Origin of the sequence: Paenibacillus sp. EKM211P (genome assembly GCF_011066175.1) — a bacterium.
GTDB lineage: Bacteria > Bacillota > Bacilli > Paenibacillales > Paenibacillaceae > Paenibacillus > Paenibacillus polymyxa.
Map to the genome: position 1 here is coordinate 1 of NZ_JAAMNS010000024.1, position 21006 is coordinate 21006.

The 21006-nt window shown below is 44.8% G+C and carries 19 protein-coding genes; 12 read left to right on the forward strand and 7 right to left on the reverse strand.

The window, feature by feature from the left end:
* Positions 1–121 precede the first annotated feature (121 nt).
* The 3 genes from G9G57_RS23905 to G9G57_RS23915 all read right to left on the reverse strand — a co-directional run bounded on the left by G9G57_RS23905 (position 122) and on the right by G9G57_RS23915 (position 6848).
* On the reverse strand, positions 122–1120 hold the full coding sequence (locus G9G57_RS23905) for a polysaccharide deacetylase family protein (protein ID WP_017425777.1): 999 nt from the start codon (positions 1118–1120) through the stop codon (positions 122–124).
* Positions 1121–1238: 118 nt separating this feature from the next.
* Positions 1239–4934 (reverse strand): non-ribosomal peptide synthetase family protein, encoded by a 3696-nt coding sequence (locus G9G57_RS23910; protein WP_017425776.1) that lies wholly within the window; start codon positions 4932–4934, stop codon positions 1239–1241.
* A gap of 144 nt (positions 4935–5078) precedes the next feature.
* Complete coding sequence (locus tag G9G57_RS23915; protein WP_016819213.1) at positions 5079–6848, reverse strand: methyl-accepting chemotaxis protein; 1770 nt, start codon at positions 6846–6848, stop codon at positions 5079–5081.
* 467 nt (positions 6849–7315) lie between these two features.
* Here G9G57_RS23915 and G9G57_RS23920 point away from each other — a divergent pair, with 467 nt between their 5' ends.
* The 10 genes from G9G57_RS23920 to G9G57_RS23965 all read left to right on the forward strand — a co-directional run bounded on the left by G9G57_RS23920 (position 7316) and on the right by G9G57_RS23965 (position 15689).
* The gene (locus tag G9G57_RS23920; RefSeq protein ID WP_017425775.1) at positions 7316–7786 is read left to right on the forward strand and encodes a GNAT family N-acetyltransferase; all 471 of its coding nucleotides are present in this window, start codon (positions 7316–7318) and stop codon (positions 7784–7786) included.
* A gap of 60 nt (positions 7787–7846) precedes the next feature.
* A complete protein-coding gene (gene rpiA, locus G9G57_RS23925; RefSeq protein ID WP_016819237.1) occupies positions 7847–8515 on the forward strand; it encodes a ribose-5-phosphate isomerase RpiA in 669 nt (222 codons plus the stop codon).
* On the forward strand, positions 8515–8964 hold the full coding sequence (locus tag G9G57_RS23930; RefSeq protein WP_017425774.1) for a VanZ family protein: 450 nt from the start codon (positions 8515–8517) through the stop codon (positions 8962–8964). The genes rpiA and G9G57_RS23930 overlap by 1 nt, the downstream gene beginning before the upstream one ends.
* 197 nt (positions 8965–9161) lie before the next feature.
* Positions 9162–9623, forward strand: a complete 462-nt coding sequence (locus G9G57_RS23935; RefSeq protein WP_013309820.1) for a MarR family winged helix-turn-helix transcriptional regulator — start codon at positions 9162–9164, stop codon at positions 9621–9623.
* Between the two features lie 182 nt (positions 9624–9805).
* Positions 9806–10870: a cobalamin B12-binding domain-containing protein gene (locus G9G57_RS23940; protein ID WP_017425773.1), complete on the forward strand. Its 1065-nt coding sequence runs from the start codon at positions 9806–9808 to the stop codon at positions 10868–10870.
* A gap of 49 nt (positions 10871–10919) precedes the next feature.
* Positions 10920–12653, forward strand: a complete 1734-nt coding sequence (locus tag G9G57_RS23945) for an ATP-binding protein (RefSeq protein ID WP_017425772.1) — start codon at positions 10920–10922, stop codon at positions 12651–12653.
* A gap of 34 nt (positions 12654–12687) precedes the next feature.
* Entirely contained in the window at positions 12688–13941 is a 1254-nt protein-coding gene (locus tag G9G57_RS23950; RefSeq protein ID WP_017425771.1) for an MDR family MFS transporter, read from the forward strand.
* Positions 13942–13962: 21 nt separating this feature from the next.
* Positions 13963–14517: a nucleotidyltransferase family protein gene (locus G9G57_RS23955; RefSeq protein WP_016819242.1), complete on the forward strand. Its 555-nt coding sequence runs from the start codon at positions 13963–13965 to the stop codon at positions 14515–14517.
* Between the two features lie 41 nt (positions 14518–14558).
* Positions 14559–14981: a GNAT family N-acetyltransferase gene (locus G9G57_RS23960; protein ID WP_045243874.1), complete on the forward strand. Its 423-nt coding sequence runs from the start codon at positions 14559–14561 to the stop codon at positions 14979–14981.
* A 69-nt stretch (positions 14982–15050) separates the two neighbouring features.
* Positions 15051–15689: a GDSL-type esterase/lipase family protein gene (locus G9G57_RS23965; RefSeq protein ID WP_045243873.1), complete on the forward strand. Its 639-nt coding sequence runs from the start codon at positions 15051–15053 to the stop codon at positions 15687–15689.
* Positions 15690–15797: 108 nt separating this feature from the next.
* On the opposite strand, the gene G9G57_RS23970 is transcribed toward G9G57_RS23965, so the two are convergent.
* The 4 genes from G9G57_RS23970 to G9G57_RS23985 form a co-directional block, all read right to left on the reverse strand.
* The gene (locus G9G57_RS23970; RefSeq protein WP_017425767.1) at positions 15798–16475 is read right to left on the reverse strand and encodes a tetratricopeptide repeat protein; all 678 of its coding nucleotides are present in this window, start codon (positions 16473–16475) and stop codon (positions 15798–15800) included.
* Between the two features lie 288 nt (positions 16476–16763).
* Positions 16764–17135 carry an iron chaperone gene (locus tag G9G57_RS23975; RefSeq protein ID WP_016819247.1) on the reverse strand — a complete coding sequence of 124 codons (372 nt, stop codon included), beginning with the start codon at positions 17133–17135 and terminating at the stop codon, positions 16764–16766.
* Positions 17136–17168: 33 nt separating this feature from the next.
* Positions 17169–17693, reverse strand: coding sequence for a GNAT family N-acetyltransferase (locus G9G57_RS23980; RefSeq protein WP_017425766.1), 525 nt, complete (start codon positions 17691–17693; stop codon positions 17169–17171).
* Between the two features lie 265 nt (positions 17694–17958).
* Positions 17959–18993, reverse strand: coding sequence for a stalk domain-containing protein (locus G9G57_RS23985; RefSeq protein WP_017425765.1), 1035 nt, complete (start codon positions 18991–18993; stop codon positions 17959–17961).
* Between the two features lie 246 nt (positions 18994–19239).
* Here G9G57_RS23985 and G9G57_RS23990 point away from each other — a divergent pair, with 246 nt between their 5' ends.
* A complete protein-coding gene (locus G9G57_RS23990; protein ID WP_016819251.1) occupies positions 19240–20391 on the forward strand; it encodes an iron-containing alcohol dehydrogenase in 1152 nt (383 codons plus the stop codon).
* A gap of 192 nt (positions 20392–20583) precedes the next feature.
* Entirely contained in the window at positions 20584–21006 is a 423-nt protein-coding gene (locus G9G57_RS23995) for a MarR family winged helix-turn-helix transcriptional regulator (RefSeq protein ID WP_016819252.1), read from the forward strand.

Here is a 21006-nt window from a genome sequence, read left to right on the forward strand (position 1 = left end):
CCAGTAGATTACAGGCGACTGGTTGCTTAAACTTGAAAGGTGTTTTGATCCCTGTCTCACAAATGGGGGTCAGTCCCCAGTGGTTGTAAAGGTTCTTTTTATCTTAAATATACTATGGTGTTCAGGATACTTTGTTGGGACCTTGAGCAAAAGGAAGTGGGCGAAGTGGAGCCCCTTCTTTCATATATTGCACCAATACTTCGGGAATATTGTGTATTCCTCCTGCATTGACGCGATAGCCGTTCGTTTGCCCTGGTGAGTTAATTCCTCGTTTCACCGTAAACGTAACGTCAATTCCCAAGGAGCGGCAAATTTCCAACGTCTCCTTGGTATACCCACCATAAGGGAAGGCCAGCACATTCTGATCATTGTGTAGATGTTTAAACAGCTTCTTGTCAGCCATGTCCAAATCGGTATAAACCCGCTGTTTGAACTCGTCCTCGGTTTCCATTCGCCCCAGCTTTTTCGAATACACCGGACCCATCAGAAGTGGTTTTTGTTTGGTGCGCTTTGTGTTGGAGTATCCGTAAGCATGCTGGTCATTGGTATGATTGTAAAAATCAATGCCCTCTGCATGCATCTGATGAATTTGATCCCATGTCAGCTTGGGTATACCAATATGTTTAGGATTGCTGATTGTGGATGTAATGAGAAAATTGGTAGCCGGAACATGATACTTCTTCAACACGGGAAAAGTATCCGTATAAAAGGATTCATATCCATCGTCAAATGTCATAAGGACCGCATTAGCGGGAACCTTGCCTTTATGTAAAATAAAATCCGTATACTCTTTCATGGTGATCCAATGGAAGCCATTTGCTTTCATTTCGTCCAATTGTTTCGTTAAATTACTAAGCTTGAGAGCACCGGGATCAGGTGGAGTCTTGGTTACTTCATGATACATCAGGACAATTACTTTGTTTTGGTAATATACCTTATCTGGCGTAGGCGTCAGTGAAAATAAATGGCGTACCAGTCGATCTGCATTAGCAGTGCGTGTACGATGAGTTCCTTTGACTACAGGTGTGTGATAAATGTTACGTGCTTCATGCACCAAAATCCCGAGAATAGCTACCAAGCTTATGATGAGCAATGTTCTTTTTAAAAAAGTGTGTTTCATTGAATGACATCCCCCGCATGCAAAAAATTCTGAAAGTATAGAGGTTTATACTAAATATGAAACTAGCAAAATCTAGTCTATCATACCGAAAACACGCGGGGGAAATATCACAACTTTGTTACCTCTGTGTTGCTTGTACAGATACCGAAGATGAGGCCGGGAAGTAACCGATCTCGACCGCATGCTGGATCATATTGCGAATAAACTCCAGGTTGGTTACCGGACACTGTACGCCAGCTTGTTCCAGCAGAGCTGTGGTTACAGAGCAGCCGTAACGGTAAGCTGAATCCTTGGCACCATCACCTTCGAGTTGTCCCATAGCAAGGTGAAGTGCATCTTCCTGAATGCCAGAAGACGGATTCAGCAGCCAAGCGCTGTAATCGTCAAAAGGCAGCGTTTCTACTGCGTAACCAAGCTGGTTTACCATAGCGATCAGTTCATCATATGGCAGTGGGTTCGGATTACAGATATGGAAAATGCGGTTCGCACTTTTTTGTTTGACGGACAGTTCTACGATAGCACGGCTGGCGTAATCAATTGGTGTAAAGTCTGTATGCCAATCGGCTTGTGGAGCTTTGCCCAGCAGCAGCATCGCCTTCATCATACGATAATAAGCATTGCTATCGATATTACGTTGGAAGCGTCCGTTGGCCGAATGGGCTGTCAAATTACCCGCACGGTAGATCGAGACAGGTGTACCTGCTTGAGCTGCTTGGAACAATAACTTCTCTGCCGCAAGTTTACTGTTCGTGTACAGGTTGTCCACGTTCAGTTCATCTGGGAAGGCAGAGAACTCTAATGTCGATTCCCATTTTCCTTCGTTTGCAAGATCCTCAGGTATTCCCATGGTGGAAACATGATGGAAGGAGACTCCTGGCTTAGCTTGAGCGATTTTTAGCAGTTCCAGTGTTCCGGTCACATTCGTGCGATCGAAGGTTGCCGAATCACCAAAATGGCGAACGTCAGCGGCGCTGTGAATGATACCGTCGATGTGGTGCTCTAGCATATGGCGATCGACAGAAGAGAGACCCAGATCCGCTTGCTCTAAATCGCCATAGACAGCCTTGACCCGTCCTTCCATCAAGCTGGAGATATCTTGACCAAAATATCCTGTCAATACGGATTGAATACGCTCAAAGCCAGATGGACCGTCCTGAGAAGGGCGTACCATTGCGTATACTTTGGCTTCTGTCTGGTGGAGCAGGTCATACAGAATGTGTGAACCCAGATATCCTGTGGCTCCGGTTAACAAAATCACGCGCAAGTCGCGGATTTCAGCTAAATCTGAAGCGCCAGGCAACTCAATAGGATGTTCATTCAAATCTGTTTTTTCCCGAGAAATCGCGAGTGACTTGCGCTGCGGCGCTTGTTCTGTACCTAATTGCTCCACGTATTCAGCAAGCTCACGAACAGTTTTGTAGCGGAAGAAGTCTCCAATACGCAGCGCGCCATAACGCGGCTTCAAAATAGCCAGCACATGAATGACACGAAGCGAATCGCCTCCGATCAGGAAGAAATCATCAGTCGCGCCAATGTTATGTTTACCAAGCACTTGTGTCCATGCTTCGGCAATGAGTGTTTCAGTTCCTTCACGGAGAGGTTCTCCGCCGGACGTAAGATCAGACACTTCAGGAAGTGGGCGCAGAGCCAACTTTTTACGATCGATCTTGCCAGTTGGTGAAATAGGCATAGCTTCCAGGTGAATGACATGGGTTGGTACAAAATAGGAAGGCAGCTTGCCTCCAATATAAGACTGTATAACGTCCTGTGGAATGGACTGTCCGTCCGAAGTGGTGAAATAGCCCACTAACATGTTCTGATCTGTGTGATCCTTGACGGCGACAACAGCTACGTCCTGAACACCTGGATGTTTGGAGAAATGGTCTTCAATTTCTCCTATTTCAATCCGGTTCCCCCGAATTTTGAGCTGCGAGTCCTTCCGGCTTACGTATTCAATCGTACCGTCTGGCAGCAGCTTGGCAATATCACCTGAACGGTACATTTTTTCACCTGGGACAAAAGGATTGTCCACGAACGATTGGGCTGTACGCTCCGGCTGATGGAGATAGCCGTGGGCCAACGCAGGCGTAGCAATACATACTTCACCCGGAATATTGACTGGGCAAAGCTTGTTATCGTCGTTAACGATGTACACTTTGTAATTGTAAATCGGCTTGCCGATCGGGATATTAACGACATGTTCAGGGACGGCACCGCGGACCCGATGGGTCGTCGTCGCTACGGTGCATTCGGTTGGTCCGTATACGTTGACGATGTCTGTGTCTGTACCGAATTTGCTTTGGAACGCCCGAACTTGTGAGCCATACAGCGCTTCGCCTGCCACGGTAACAATCCGAACATTTGCGAGCTTGCGATAACCTTCGTCTGACAAGTACGTCGATAGCTGATTAAAGAATACAGTTGGCAAAATGGTAATAATCGTCGTGCCCGTACGTTCGATGGCTTCAGCGAATTCTTCCACAGATACGCGCTCTTCGGAAGACAGCAAGTACAATTTTGCACCGTAAAACAAGGCTCCAATCGTATCCCATACAGAAGCATCGAAGCTATAGGTGGCGAATTGGGTCAATACATCCTGAGGCGTAATGTCACAATCGCGTTGTACGACAGCTCCTAGGTTAACGACACCGCGGTGAGCGATCAGGGCACCTTTTGGTTTGCCTGTAGAACCGGAGGTGTAGATGACATAAGCTAGATCATCTGGACTTACTTCAATGTTTGGATTGCTTGCTGCATAACCTGCCAGTGGTCCGTCAATAGCTAATATTTCTTTTACGGTTTCAATGGACCCGCATAGTTCAGCCGCTTGTTGGGTGAGTGCGGAAGTTGTTAAGACAAATGGAGAACGCGTGTCCTCGACAATGTAGCTACTCCGGTCAGCAGGGTGAGCGGGATCAACAGGAACGTACACGCCTCCGGCTTTTAGGATGCCGAGCAGGGAAATAACGGTCTCCAAGCTTCGTTCCATGAAGATGGTCACGAATTCACCTTTGGTGAGACCTTTGGATAACAAAACACGTGCGACTTGGTTAGCACGCTCGTTCAATTCACGGTACGTATACTCCCCAGTATGGGAAGCAATAGCTGGACGATCAGGGTACTGGGAAGCCGCTTCTTCAAACATTCCGTGAATCGTCTGATGCTCAGGATATTTTACGACGGTATCATTTAAAGCTTCGTGAGCAGCTCGATCTGCGTCCGATAATATGTCAATGGAATTTACAAGTGCATGGCTGTTGTTGAGCGCGCCTCGCAGAAGGGTTGCAAAGTATTCTGCGTAGCGAATCACCGTTGTTTCCAGCAAGAGTGATTGATCATACCGAATCTGTAATTGATAAGTGCCATTGTTATCACGAACAGCCCAGTCCATAATACGGGATTCTACACCGCTGTCTGTAGGAAGTGTTGTTGAAAATGAAGTATCAGCTTGCGGTTCTGCCAGGAATGCATTAGGCTCACGGAGCATCTCCTGAAATAAGCTTGCCAGTTCATGAAAAGTCGTTTCCTTTTCAACTGTCAACGATGCTGTAAGCAGACCGGATTGAGGCACAAAAGTAGAGAAAGAAACTTCTTCCTCTGCGGATAGACGATATAACCATGCAGTATACGCTGATAAGAGCACTGCTTGTTTGTCTTCCGCAGTGTTTTGTTGATTCAGTTGTTCCGAGATGGATGTTTCTAACTCTACTTGATAAGTAGAGGATGTATACTTGCGCTGTATACGTGCAAAATCCAAGGGAACTAGGAATGGGGATGGAGCTGTCTGTGTGCTGTTTTGTAGTAATGAAGCCATTACGCTAACCTCCTGAATGTTTGATGTTTCAATATAAGTGATGAAGCTAATAAATGCCTCCGATCCCTTCAAATGGATGAACAGGAGGGAGGCATCACCGAACGACTTACTTATGAAATATGCATTGAAATCGATAAATGGATATTATGATTTGGTACGGTTTGTGTCTGCAATTTTGAAATAAGATGTAATTTCTTGAAGCTCTTCAGACATGGACGTCAACTTATGGGATGACTCAATGATAGAATCCAAAGAGGCTTTTTGTTCCTCTACCGTTTGCATAATGTGAACACTGTTATTGGCTGTTTTGGTTACGGTGGAGGAAAGATCGTCTGCTGTCGCGGTCATTTCCTGTGTCCCCGCAGATATTTGCTCAGTAGCACTGGATACTTCTTGGATTTGCCATGCTAGATTTTTAGTTGCTTGAAGAATATCATTGAACAACTCGCCTGCTTGTCCAGCAACGACGATACCGTTTTGAACTTCAACGTTCCCTTGCTCCATCGAATTCACAGCTTGTCCGATTTCACTTTGAATTTCTTCAATCAGAGACGTAATTTGTTTAGTTGCCTCCGCAGATTGTTCTGCCAGCTTACGTACTTCATTGGCCACAACGGCAAAGCCTTTACCTTCTTCACCGACACGCGCAGCTTCAATAGAAGCGTTCAGGGCGAGCAGGTTCGTTTGGCTAGAAATTCCTGAAATGGTGCTAATGATATTGCCAATTTCCTGTGAACGGCTGTCCAGCAACTTGATGATACGGGAAGTATTCGTTACTGAATCGGTAATCAAATGCATTTGGGATGATACCTTATCTACAATCTCGTTACCTTCATTCGAACGCTTCTCTACCGAATTGGCTTCTTCCGCCACATTGGAAGAACTTGTAGCAATATTTTGAATGACTGATGCCATTTCAGCCATAGCTCGTGCACTATCGCCTGTCGCTTTTTCCTGTGAACGGATATTATCCGTAATTTCATTGATATTTTGGTTGATGATGTTGGAATTGATTCCGTTTTGCTCACAGATTGCGAGTAATTCCTTCGCAGATTCATTGACTTCATCAGTAGTCTGCTTCACTTTGGTCATAATGCTGTTAATATGGCTTACCATATCGTTGAAGTTCTGATTCACGAGCCCCAAGTCATCTTGGCCAGCATGAATTTGAACATCCAGATTTCCTCTGCTTACTTCACTGATACCGTACATCAGTTGCTTAATCGGAGATAGTGTGCGTTTTACTACCCAATATTGAAGCGCCAGGCAGATCAGTAGGAATATCACCAAAATGGTGGCGCCGCTAATGAGCAGCTTGGTCAATCCGGCAGGTACAGCACCGGCATCAGCATCGACAGCAAAATAGGCAAAGATTTTGCCACTAGGATCTTTAATCGGCGTCATCAAAGTCGTCCATGTACCAAAAGAGTCATCGTAAAAACTGGTGAATGTAGGTTTGCCGGAGTCCAGCATGCTAGTTACGCCTACAGCTACGACATTGGGTTGCTCGTACATAGCGCCGACACCCATTTTATCTTTCTCAAATGATTCTCTCAGATCTGTTGGCATGGCGACAATGGATGTCTGATTGCCATTTTCCAGCTCTGTTCCGAAAATATAGGCGTGAGAGATATTCGGGTTCGTTGCCATGATGTTATCTAGATAGGTACGAAGTTTAGTTTGAATGGGTCCATCATAATTTTTTTCTTGAACCGCTTGGGATACTTCATCGGAATTAATGCCCTGCGCCCACTTCAATGTGATTTTTTCCACTTGCCCATGCAATTGGTCAATCAAAATCGTACGTTGGATCAAATAGCTAGACACAATAAGGACTAGCCCGATCAATACGATATTGAAGAAGGATAATAATAAGTTTTTGGTGAAGAATGATAAGCTACTCCACTTTTTCAAAATGTTCCACTCCCTGGTAGTATTTTTGTATATGGTGTTGAACCGCTTATCGAATGAGATAATCAAGTCCCCCTTACAAACACAATAAATAGAGATAATTGACCCTTGATTTTTTAGAAATAGGTCTTAAGTCTTTTTCAGACAAGTATGATATCCCTATATATATGTCGTACAAAAAGCTCATGAAATGAATACCTAACGCAATAAAAAATTAATTTTTAATAGGTAAAGGTTGTGTGTATTTCAGTATTTTCCAATTTATACTCCTGCTTGAAATTCGAGTTCATTTCAGTCCATAAGCAACTATTCAACAGAAACCATCATACTTTATAATAGAGTCAAATGCACTTATCAATTTGGGACATTTTTCATATTTGAAGCCGCGAATGCTTGATTTATCGCGGTTTTCGTGATTTGTTCGCGAAATGAGTCCATGTATCTATGTATAGAGAAGAGGGATGAGAAAAGTGTCGAGGTTTACGATTTTAAAGGTTGAGAGCGATCATGCGGATCTGCATCATTTGATTCGCAGGCTGGATGAAGACTTGTTGGAGAGGTATCCTGCCGATCAAATTTACTTGGTTGATTTTTCCAACCCGAAAGTTAAAAATATGATTTTCGCTGTTGTGTATATGGATGAAAAACCAGTTGCTTGCGGAGGGCTTAGGCCTATAGATGCGGAAGAGATGGAGCTTAAAAGATTTTATGTTGATTCCTCTTATCGCAGACAAGGAATTGCAGTTAGCCTATTATCTTTTCTGGAAGAGGAAGCCAGAAAGCGGGGAGTAGTAAGGATTAATCTAGAGACTGGAGCAGCTCAACCTGAAGCAATTGCCTTCTATACCAAGCAGGGATACGAACCTATTGAACGATTTGGGGAGTATGAACACGATGAAAATAGTCTTTGTTATGGTAAAAAGCTGTCTCTGTCTTTATAAAGCGTTCTCATATAAAATAGATGTTGATCAACACTAGCCTATATAGCGGGAGAGATGATAATGAATTTGAAGCAAAAAGCGGCCGAAAAAGCAGTTGAGGCGATTCAGGAAGGTATGAAAGTAGGACTTGGTACAGGCTCGACAGCCTATTGGGCTATTCAAAAAATCGGAGAGCGTGTGGCACAAGGATTACATATACAGGCTGTAGCTACATCCCAAGCCTCGGAGGATCAGGCCAGGGAGCTGGGAATTCCCATCATTCCGTTTGATCAGATTGGGAGGCTTGACGTTACCATTGACGGTGCAGATGAGGTGAATGAGCAACTGGTATTGGTAAAAGGTGGAGGCGGTGCTCTGCTGAGAGAGAAAATTGTGGAAAGCAATACCGATCGATTAATCATTATTGTGGATGAGTCCAAGGATGTGAAGGTACTGGGCGCATTCCCTTTGCCGGTCGAGGTGGTGCCTTTTGCCAGTGAATGGACGTTAGAGGCTCTGCGGCAGACAGGCTGTAAAGCGGAATGGCGTATGAAAGACGGCGAGCGCTTCCTTACGGATAACGGAAATTATATTGCCGATTGCCGCTATGGTACAATCGAGAACCCGCAGGAACTGGAAATTCGCTTGAATCAGATTCCGGGTGTAGTCGATAATGGACTGTTCATTAACATGGCGGATCAAGTTATTATCGCACGAGCTAATGGACAAATTGACGTACGGAATAAATAATGTCTGGTAACCGTCTGTTTTATAATGTAGCATTCGTGTTATTGATATTATATACAGGGCTTCTATTATATTGGATGTTTCTCGGTTTTGGTCGCACGCTGCGTCCAGGACCTCCGTATTCATATAATGTTGTTCCCTTGGATACGATCGGGCGATACTGGCGGGCCATGCATTCTTCCCCTTTTCGGGTATGGGGTGTTAATTTGCTTGGGAATATTGGTGTGTTCATTCCCTTCGGTATTCTTTTGCCGATCATTTGGGTATCTATGCGAAGGGTAGGCAGGCTGCTGTTAGTGGTGGTGGCCGCATTGGTCATTCTCGAAGTAACCCAAATGCTGCTGGGCGCAGGTACGATGGATGTGGATGACATCATACTGAATGTACTGGGAGTATTATGCGGACGTGTTGCCTACGTATTTTTACGTAAGAAATTAAGAATTGAATCATAATCGCCCTGCTCTCGATATCAGTATTTAATGACTGGTCGAGGGCAGGCTTTTTTACATAATGAACGGCAACTTTCGCATAATAGATGGTAATTCCTTCAATACAGACTGTAAAAGCAGGAAGGGAAGCGCTTAAACTTGACAAAAGTACGCAATTAAGATATCTTGGAATAAAGATATGAGTAACGGAGGCTGTTAATATGTCTGTAAAACCAGATGATCAGGACTTAGCGCTTAATTTGTTCGTTGTTCTGGCTCGTGCCTATAATTCGGTCACGTCTCGCACGAATCGGGACATTCATAGTCATGGATTAAATACAACTGAATTTGGTGTGCTTGACCTTTTGTATTATCGCGGACCGCAGCCTTTGCAGAAGATTGGAGAAAAGGTACTGATCTCCAGCGGGAATATTACGTATGTGGTGGATAAACTCCAGAAAAAAAACCTGCTTACCCGCCGTGCGTCACAAGATGATCGGCGTGTAATTTATGCAGAATTAACTGATGATGGACGTCATTTTTTTGAGCAAATATTCCCGCAGCATCATCGTGTTATTATGGAGACTGTGGATGGCTTATCCGTGGAAGAGAAGGAGCAGGCTATTCATCTGCTAAAAAAGCTTGGACTAACAGCTGAGGGACAGAAGAGTAACGGATCATAAGTGTTGCATTTTCTGGTTAAATCAGCTTTAAGATAAAATACCGACTTTTCGGTATTTTATTTTTTTGTCTAATTTTGGGCAGTGGGGACGCAAATCAGGTATAATTGTCTAATAGTCTCGATCTGAGGTCATCCCTAGAACCTGTTTCATATACAAATACCTTGTCGGGGAAGGAGCTGTACATGAGTATACAGCAATATACCGCAGGTGAGTCGCTATTGATGCAAGCAGGAGATTTGGCTGAGCTAGTTACCCACAAACAATACGAATTACAGCCAGATCTTTTGGAGCGCTTTGGGGACAACGGTAAAATAAAGACAAAACAGGACTCTTTATATAGTTTGAACTATTTAGCTGAAAGTGTAATCGTGAGCAGTCCTATTTTATTTACGTATTATGTTTCCTGGTTAAAGAGACTTTTAGAAGGTTTCGGCATAACCCAAGAAGATTTGATCATCAATTTTCAATTAATTCGGGAGACATTGGTAGAGCACTTTCATCACAGGGAAAAAACGGTGGTGCTGGAGCATTTGGAATTGGGGATACAGCAAATTGGGAAGAAAGAGGAGTACGCCTCTTTTATTACAGATGATAATCCCTATGCTGCCGATGTGGCTCAATATTTGGAATATTTACTGTTTGGTAATCGCAGACAGGCTTTGGATTGGATCATCCATTTGCTAGATGAAGGTATGTCTATTCAACATACTTATAAATATATTTTTCAAATTTCGCAATATGAAATAGGTCGTCTGTGGCATGAAGGCAAAATTACGGTTGGTCAAGAACATTTTTGTACTGCCGCGACTCAGTTTATTATTTCCAGTCTGTATCCCAGATGGATAGGTGCTGGAAATAAGGGACGCAGCCTCGTAGCAGCATGTGTAGGCAGCGAGCAGCATGAAATAGGTCTGCGTATGCTGGCTGATATCTTCGAGATGGATGGCTGGGATACGTACTATTTAGGTGCCAATGTACCTGATCGGAGTCTGCTTCAGGCCATTGTGAGCTACAACGCAGATGTGGTGGCTATCTCAGCTACCATGGCTTACCATGTCCATCTGGTGAAAAAGCTGATTACTGTGATCCGCCAAAATACAACTACAAGTCATGTGAAAATTATGGTCGGTGGATTGCCCTTTAATCTTGATTCACACTTATGGCAGGAAGTGGGAGCCGATGGATATGCACCAGGTGCGGAGGAAGCGCTGGAGGTAGCAGAGGACATACTTTCGCTCAAGAGATAATGTTAGTGTTGGCAACCCGTAAGTCATTTTGTAAAGGGGGCCTTTTAATATGAAGGAACCGACAGCAGAAATGGCTGTCCTGCGGAGAACGGTCGAACAATTAACGGATGAGGTTCTGAAAAGCAAGGCTGAGGAAGAAAAGCTGCTGAATGAATTTTCAGCAATGAACAACGAACTGGTCAATCTGCAGCGTCAGCTTGCCAAAAGCAATGCGGAATTAAAGCGGACAAAGGAAGAAGCGATAAGGGCTAATGACCTGAAGAGCACTTTTCTCGCCGTGGTTAGTCATGAATTTAGAACGCCAATGAACGGAATTTTGGGGATGATCGAAATGTTAGCTTCATCCAAACTATCTCCAGATCAGCGGCAGGCCATCGGTGTGATACGTGAGTCGGCCTCTCTGCTACTAAACATGATTAATAATCTGCTCGATATATCCAAAGTAGAAGCAGGACAGATGGAGTTAGAGATCGGAAATGTCAGAGTTCAGGCGATTATGAGCCATGTTGCCCAGTTGTTGGAGCCGCAAATTTATCAGATGGGCAACCAGTTGAGTATAGAGACTGATCGAGCCGTGGCAGAGCATCTCGAAGGAGATTCGGCAAGGATTATGCAGATCTTGCTTAATCTGTTGAACAATGCAAATAAATTTACAAGCGAAGGGAACCTTGTTGTTCGGACAAAATTGGTTGAGGAAACTAAAGATTCCCAACGTGTTCGTTTTGAGGTGCAGGATTCGGGCATCGGGATTTCAGCGGAGGATCAGGACAAGCTGTTTCAGCCTTATGTGCAAGCTGGTGAAGGCAGCGCCTCCCAATATGGAGGAACGGGACTGGGGCTGTGGATATGCAGCTCATTTGTGAAACTTATGCAGGGAGAGATTGGGGTCGTTAGCGAAGAAGGCCAAGGCTCCACGTTCTGGTTTGAAATTCCCTTCAGGAAGGTATCAGGACAGGCAGTTGAAATAGAAGAACATGAAAATGGTGAATTGACGGTACGTAGCGAGTTGCTTCGTGAGCATAGTCATTCTCAAGCTATTTTGGTAGCAGAGGATAATCGGGTGAATCGTCAAGTAGTGCAATTACAGCTTAACCACCTGGGATTTCAGCATATTGACTTTGTCGAGGATGGACAAGCTGCAGTAAGAGCGGCCTCCGAACGATCCTACGCCTGCATTCTAATGGATCATCATATGCCTTTGCTAAATGGTCATGATGCGGCGAAAGCGATCCGCCAGTGGGAAGCAGAAAACCAACAGCCGCCTGTGCCGATCATTTCTTTGACCGGAAATGTGTCCGAGGAAGACCAGGCTCGTGGGCGGGTGATTGGTGTGAACGATTACTTGATGAAGCCAGTGACGATTGAAAATCTCTCAGAAAAGCTGGCCAAATGGCTACCCATTCCGGAATCTGAGCCTATTTTGGATGAGGATGTTATTCGTGAGATCATGCTGCTGGACGAGGATGGTAGCACGGGATTACTTGAGTCATTGGTCGAAATGTATACCAGTGATACACCTGCCAAAATCAACAAGTTAAAAGAACTGGTTGCTGCGGGCGAAGCCACAAAAGTAGTAGAGGCTGCTCATGAGTTGAAATCAGGCAGCGTGAGTCTGGGTGTCGGGCGTTTGTCCAAATTGCTGTCTGATATTGAACAGCTTGCACGGGAGAACCGACTTGAGAATGTACAAGGGAAGTTGTCTGCGCTCCAGTCTGTCTATCAGACAACGTGTTTAGAACTGGAACGTTATATTCACCAGTCGAGACTGTCTCCCCCTTGTTAGACTTGTACCTAGAAGGAGGACCTAAAATATATATATGAAAGAACAGCTGCGTTCCATTCACCCGCTGGCCTGGACAATTATAGCGGGTACGATTTTTGGTCGGATGGCGACCTCTATGAGCATCCCATTTTTGTCTATTTATCTGACCACCCGTCTGGGGGTCACCCCCTTTCATACGGGGGTGATCGTATCGGTCAGCTCGCTGGTTGGCATTTTTGCCAGCTTTTACGGTGGATATATTTCAGATCGGATCGGACGACGTAAGGTCATGCTGGTATCCATTGCGAGTTGGGCGCTTGTATTTGTCGCTTTTGCGTTGGCAGAAGCGGCTTGGGCCTTTTTTGTCATTAATGCTCTGAATGGACTGTGCAGATCCTTGTTCGAGCCAACTTCGCGGGCGCTATTATCCGATGTAACCCCCAAGGAGAAGAGATTGCTTGTCTATAACATGAGATATGCGGCGATTAATGTTGGTGTGGTGGCAGGACCGCTGCTTGGTTTGATGTTGGGATCGGCATCTACAGGTACGCCGTTCATGGTAGCCGCTGGTGTGTATGCTCTGTACGGGGTACTGCTGTTGATCCAGTTTACTCGGTATGCATCGGATCTGCATGTAGGCACAACAGCGGGAGAGGCTCCGCTGCGGATAGGCGAGGCGTTCCGAACAGCCAGCAGGGATCCCATATTTATGCCGATTCTGTTGGGAACTGTATTCTGCGTAATGGGCTATGCCCATTCCAATTCGACAATGCCTCAATTTTTATCGTTGTCCTTCGAGGAAGGTACCCGGTGGTTTACATACATGCTAACGGTCAACGCGGTTTGCGTATTGGCTTTTCAGTATCCACTGGTGCGGCTGGCAAGCCGCTTTTCTCCAGTGAATTCCTTAATAGCAGGGAATATATGTATTGCGGTCAGCTTGCTGCTGTGCGGTATGCTAAACTCAGGCTGGATGTTTATACTGGATATGGTGCTGTTTACAATAGGCGAAGTATTATTGTTCACGATGCTGGACGTACTGATTGATCAAATTGCTGATGCTCAATATAAAGGGACCTACTTCGGTACGATCGGCTTTAATAATTTGGGTAGTGTACTGGCTCCTTTATTTGGTGGCTGGTTGCTGGATGTCTATGGTCAAACGGCACCGCTTGCCGTGTTTGTTCCGGTTGCACTGTCGGTTGTGATCGGTATTCCCTTCCTGCTGGTCGCACGCCGCCGTTTGGCGCAGCGTACAGCCCGGTTCGCGGCTCAAGGAGCAGAGTCTGTGCAGCAACTGTCATCATAAAAAAAGGGGGCTGAGTACAGGATGAAGTCGGAAGAAGATGTGCTACGAATCATACAATATATGAATGATCCACAGGTCTTGGAAGACTTGCGCTATGTGCGAGAGCTGAAGCTTCCGCAAGGTTGTATAGCCGCGGGCTATGTACGCAACCGTGTGTGGGACAAGCTACATGGTTATACAACAGCTACACCACTAAACGATATCGATGTTATTTATTTTGACCCCAAAAATACGCTAGAGGAACGAGATGAATTTCTGGAGCAGTCCTTGAATCGTAAACAGGCGGGACGCAACTGGTCTGTCAAAAATCAAGCTCGGATGCATATTCGCAATGGGGAGGCTCCGTATTCCTCGATAGAGGATGCGATGAGTCGCTGGCCAGAGACGGCAACTGCTGTAGCCATTCGATTGAATGCCAAGGATCAAATGGAGGTCATTTGTCCGCATGGGCTGGAAGATCTGCTGGATATGCGGGTACGTCAAAGCCCATTGTTCCGTCACACTACGGCTTTTCGTCAGCGTGTATTTGAAAAACAGTGGCTAGATAACTGGCCGTTGCTTATTGTGGAAAATTAAAGTGTAATCTCATTTCAGATTGTAAGGAGAGACGACTAACGATGTTTAAAAATATAAAACCAGATTCAGCTCGTGAGGAGGTGCTGGAGCTGCTTACCTACGCCGTGCTAGATCATCCTGAACGCGGAGAGGCAGCTTTGCGTGCTTATCAAGCCTCGGATGAATGGAAGTTGTTCGGTGTGGAAGATGAAGGACTTATTGTAGGTGTTGTCGGTTTTGAGGAGCGGGAGAATGGAACGATTGTGCTCCATCATCTGGCTGTATTGCCTGAAAATCGTCATAGAGGCTACGGCAGAGGGATGTTGCTTACGCTTATTAAGGAGCGTAGCCCGAAGCGACTTATGGTGGATACAGATGCGGAGGGGGCAGATTTCTTCCGCAACGTGGGGTTTGCTGTATATGGATCAGAGGATTTGCCAGATGGTGGGCAATTTCATTGTGTATATGAAATAGACGAAGAATAAGCGAATCTCCGGGTCCCGCTTCCTTTTTTTCTACATAATATATGTTATGTCGGAGGGAGGTGGGGTTCATTGGCGTATCACTACACAGCGATTGGAGATTCTTTAACGACAGGTGCAGGGACGTTGCTAGGTGGCGGCTTTGTACCTGTCTATCGGCAAATGGCAGAAAGATATCTCCGTACACCAGTCAGTTACGAGAATCTGGGAATCAACGGACTGACATCGCAGGAGCTGCTGTCTATGGTTCGCAACAATCCGCTTTTTCGGTCAGCAATCAATCGGGCTGAACTCATAACGGTGACGATCGGCGGCAATGATCTACGTCCATATATCAGTACACTTGCTGGAGGCCCAGGCTCTTCAGGTTCTTCCATTCCACAAGCACTGAATCATACCAAAGAACATGTACGCCAAATTGTACATGCCCTGTATCAAATAAAGTCCGGTCAGCGTGAGCCATTTATCATCCGAATGGTGGGATTATATAATCCTTTTCCAGGGATAAGAGAGGCGGGAGTATATGTACGCCAATTCAACTCGTTTCTCTATACATTGGGTGGACCCAATTACCGGGTAGCGAACATTTATCCCGCGTTCGAAGGCAATGAACGGGCATTGCTTTCGCTGGACCGGATACATCCGAACAGCCGTGGTTATCGTGTGATTGCGGAAGAACTGAATCGACTTGGTTATGCGCCGTTACGATGAGTGTGAGCGGATGCTTCGGATCGGACAAAGTATATGAAAGAAAGAGGTTCATGATGGCAGTAGGAACTGACCATCATAAGCCTCTTTTTTTGCGTTTCAGTGTGCGGTTTAGCCGATTAATTTACGGAATAAGCTACGAGCAGCCCACTTGCGCTCACTTCGTTTGCGGTATTTGGGCAGAGAACGATAGACAGCAATGGATTGGTTAAATGCAGCGCTGGCTTCATCCTTGCGTCCCAGCATACGGTACATTAGGCCTGTCAGATAATAGCCCTCACTAGAAGAAGATTGGATCTCCTGAAATTGCTGTAGATAGTGTAGTGACTTATTTACGTCACGTTCCTTGAAAGCAGCGGCTAAATGCAAATAGGGTTCACCGTATTGCACTCGCGGGTTAATGTCCAGTGCCTTGAGTAAATGCTGTTCTCCATCCTCCAGATGGGTTGTGTGTACCTCAGCCGTACCCCGCGCGTTCCAATAGTCTGCTGAATCTTCATATCGGGATTGAATTTCCAATAGTAGCTCCAAAGCCTGCGAGTATTTCTTGCTTTCGAGCCAAATTCGAGCCAAATCAAACTTGGCAGCCACATTGTTAGTGTTTAACGCAATCTGTTGACGCAATCGTGCTGCATTGCGTCTTCTTTTCCACGGTTTGCTGATGCTGGGCAATACACCGACAAAGTTGCGATCCAATATATAGATCAAGATTAAGAGTACGAGCATTGCCAAAAACGGGTTACCGAGCAAACTCCACAGTAGAGAGAAAATCAAAAATTTCCCAATCATTCTGCTCCAATCCTCCTGTATATGTAGCTATCCATACTTTCCATATTATAGCATAGGTGCGCTTTAAGGGGCATTAGCATGATGAGATTTCGAAGAATGATAGCTTTCTATGTGGGTGGGGGAATGGTAGAGTATACATCGTTTAGATTGATGCTTGTGAAAATGTCGTATGTACAAAGACTCCTCCTTGTATGGAGGAGCATGAGAAATATCAGTATTACATTGAGTGACTGAAGACAACTTGGGAATATGCAGATGAGTTAGTTGCATTGGCCCATCCTATTTTTTTTATTCCCGCCAAAAGGTTGAACAGTCGGCCTTATCCAAAATATTAAACTCGATCATTTTCTCAAGTAATGCGAAATCAACTGGACTATCCCACTGGATACGTACCAACTGCTTGGTGTGATTATAGCCAGCCTGCACAATTAACTCAGAAAAATGATGAATCCCTGCCTTTTCAGGGGCAACGGCTAGATGATGTTTGGCTACGCTAAAGCCAATAATGAATGTGCCGTGATCCGTAAACATAGGCTGTTTCCACGCAATTTTTGGCCTTAAATTTGGAAACTTCTTGATTACCCAAGCTAAAACCTCTTCCGTTCGGGCTTGATGTTGCGGGTTATCAATATGCGCTAAATATTCTGCAAAAGCTTCCATGTAAGTTCCCTCCTAAAATCAAAATTGTATCGTTTAGAGGAATTCCTCAACAAGAATAGAGTACAAATATGAATCATGAAACTCGCCTTTGTAGTACCAGTGTTCTCGCATTATACCTTCACGTTGCATTCCGATCTGTTGCATAACCTTCTCAGAAGCTTTATTTTCTGGACGACATGTTGCATAAATACGATGGACATCAAGTGTACTAAATCCAAATCCTAGCAGGGTTCGTGCTGCTTCTGTTGCATAACCCTTTCCTTGATAATCTGGGTTTAAAATATAACCCACTTCTGCATTAGTATCTTTGACATGAATACCAACACCGCCGATCAGAATTCCAGTGTTTTTCAGACATATAGCTAGTTCGTAGTCTTGTCGTGGCTTTTCCTGCTGTGAGACTAGAACTTGTTCTATATATGCCTTTGTATCTTCTTCTGTATTGGGTCCCCATGCTGTGTGCCTAGTAACTTGGGGCAATGACGTGTAGGTATGTATACTTCCCCAATCGGATCTGCAAATATCACGAATGATGAGCCGATCTGTTTCAAATTGCATAACGATTCCTCCTGTCCATCATTAGCATACATATTCGTGTTTTCTGCACAAGCTATTAAACCTATTTAAGCAGATCTGATGGAATATTCAAGATTTTGAGAGAAAGTGTTAAAGAAGAGGATCGAATTACGTGTTGAACAAGGGGAACGAATCAATCCTTTTGCCGCCTGAACGCAAACCGCAAGGGAGGCGTCCGGCAAAAGGCAAACAGAAAAAATTGAGTGTGGTACTGGATTAGCTGCTGTTATTGGCTATCCAGTCCGTCTTAAAACAGTCTACGGGCTGTTACGAAACGTTTCTTCCATTTATCGTCAAACGTATCAAAATGAACGCCGCGCTCTTTGGAGAAAGTATGCAGCAATTTGTTGTTCCCTGCATAGATCGCCACATGGCCGATCTCCAGCCCACGCGCACTGAAGAACAGCAGGTCACCTTTGCGCAGTTCGTTCAGCCCCACCTCCCGGCCTTCTTTTGCCTGATCGTAAGAGACACGGGGGAGGTCGATAGAGAGCGTATGTCGGAACACTTCCCCTACAAATGAGGAACAATCAAAGGTCGCTGTCTGTCCGGTTGCTGCGCCGAATTCATAAGGGGTACCAAGGAATTTTTGCCCGTAGGCGATCAGTTCATCACCCTGCCGTTCTGCTAGAGAAGTGCTGGTGTAATCACTGTATTTTGGTTTAGCCGATATGTATCCGGTCAGGTTGTTTTTAGTGCGCACTTCCAGCCAGAGAGCATTAACCTCGCGGATGACATGAACCTTTTCACCGGTTGGAATAAGCCGCAGGGAAGGGGAAGCTTCTGATGAATCTGGTTTGCTGCGCAAGTTGACTCCAGAAAGAATCGTTGTGAAAAAGTCTTCTTTAGAGGCAATTCGGATCGTCCGGGTTAGAGCGTCCCATTTCACTGTGCTCCCGAGTGCTTCGCTCACAAAACGCAGTGGAATCATTGTGTTGCCCTTAATAATCTGTCCGGGAACGTTCAGGGACAGCGTTTTGTCATTGAGGGTGGCAGCAACTTCTCCAATACGATAGGTCAGCGTCGTGTCGTTTTTGGTTGCTGTTACGGTTTTGCTGGCTCCGTTCCAGGAAAGCACAGCTCCTTGCGCCTCAAACAACTGACGCATAGGGACGAGCGTTGTCCCGTCTAGCAGTAGCGGTTGGGCAGTAAGCTCAAGCGGGCGGTCATCCACATAAACGGTTGTTACTGGAGTTAGCGGCGCCGACTTGGCGTAAGATGGGGTTGCTTGCAGCAGTGATACGGCCAGCAGAGCCAGCCCTACTTTCTTGTTGATTGTCATGCTGTCATCACCTCGTTGTTAAGTTGTTCATCTAAGTTGTACGAGACTGCCTCCGATTAGTTGTGTACCAATTATTGGATTAACTCAAAAACCAAAATAAACAAAAATAAAACAAAGTTATATCTGTGTTTTTATATTGACATCAAAATTAAATAAAGATAGAATTACAAATGTGAAATGTTTCACTTTAGAGTAGTTCTGTATTTAGCGAGGGATCAAAAGTGAATCCTTAGGAGGCAGATTTTTATGAGCGCACATGTATTTTTTGTACCATCTATCAATCTGATGGGAAAAGGCTGTTTGCATGAAGTTGGACCCTATATAAAAGAACTACATTTAAACAAAGCACTGGTCGTGACCGATAAGTTTCTGATGAAGAGTGGAATTGCAGGCAAGGTCACATCCTTGCTGAATGATATTGGCTTGAACTATGTAGTATACGATGAGGTCAAGCCCAATCCAACCTGTAAAAACGTACATGATGGCGTTCAATTTCTACAGGACAACGGCTGCGACTTTTTAATTTCTATTGGTGGAGGATCCCCACAGGATACGGCCAAGGGAATTGGCATTATTGCTACCAATGGGGGACATATAACGGAGTATGAGGGCGTTCATCAATCCAAGCATAAATCGCTGCCCATTGTCGCCATTAATACAACGGCAGGAACATCCGCAGAAATTACAATCAATTATGTCATTACGGACGAAGAGCGCAAAGTCAAAATGGTTATGGTTGACAAGAATAGCGTAGCTACGATTTCAGTCAACGACCCTGAACTGATGGTAGACAAACCCGCCGCATTAACGGCAGCTACAGGACTAGATGCTTTGACTCATGCCATTGAAGCTTTGGTTACTCCGGGTTCCTATCCTGTTACAAATGCGACCGCGTTGGCAGCAGTAGAACTTATTTTTAACAACTTGGCCCGTACAGTGAGCGACGGTCATGATATAGAAGCACGTGAACAAATGGTTTACGCTATTTTCTTGGGAGGACTTGCATTTAATAATGCCGGGTTGGGTTACGTCCATGCTATGGCCCATCAGCTAGGCGGCGTATACGATTTGCCTCATGGGGTTTGCAATGCCATGCTGCTGCCGATTGTGGAGGAGGAGAATGCCAAGCATGTACCAGAGAAGTTTCGTGCCATCGCTAAGGTAATCGGTTTTGAAGATAAGGGGAAAACGGATAAAGAATGCGCGGACTATGTAATTCAAAGAATCAAAGACCTGTCGAAGGAAGTAGGGATTCCTGCCAAACTTTCTGAACTAGGTGTAAATGAGGTGGATTTAGATTTGCTTGCCGAAAACTCAATGAAGGATGCTTGTGCTCCGGGCAATCCGTTCATACCTAGCAAAGAACAAGTTATCGAAATGTTTAAGAAAATTCTATAAATCATACTGCTATTATTTTTGTTATATACTTTAAGGGCTGTCCCAGGAACTGATTAAGAACACCAGGGACGGCCCTTTGCATTCTCATTATAACAGACTTAAATCTTATTCATTGAAGCAGTTCATACGTGAAAATCCGATCAGACTGACTGAATACTTGATTTATATAGATATCTATGCAATAATGCTTGTATGTTAAAAAATAATGCAGCTGCACTTGTAGGAACCATTAGGGACTCGATCAATAAATTAATTGTATCTGAGCTCGAATCCTATGGAGTTGAAGGAATTGTACCTACCCATGGTGGAATACTGATGTTTCTGTATCAAACGGATGGACTTTCGATTAAGGAATTGACGCAAAAAATTGCTCGTCAGCAGCCCACAGTCACTGTTCTGATCGACAAGCTAGTAAAATTGGGGTATGTGGAAAGGAAAAAAGAAAGGGAGGATAGCCGGCTTACTCTGATCTATCTTACCGAAAAGGGAAAAGAGCTGGAGCCTATATTTGAGACGATCTCCTATAAATTAAAAGAAACCATCTATGGGGGTCTCAAAGACGAGGAACAAAAACAACTGGAATATCTGCTGGAGCATGTAAAAAACAGGTTTTAA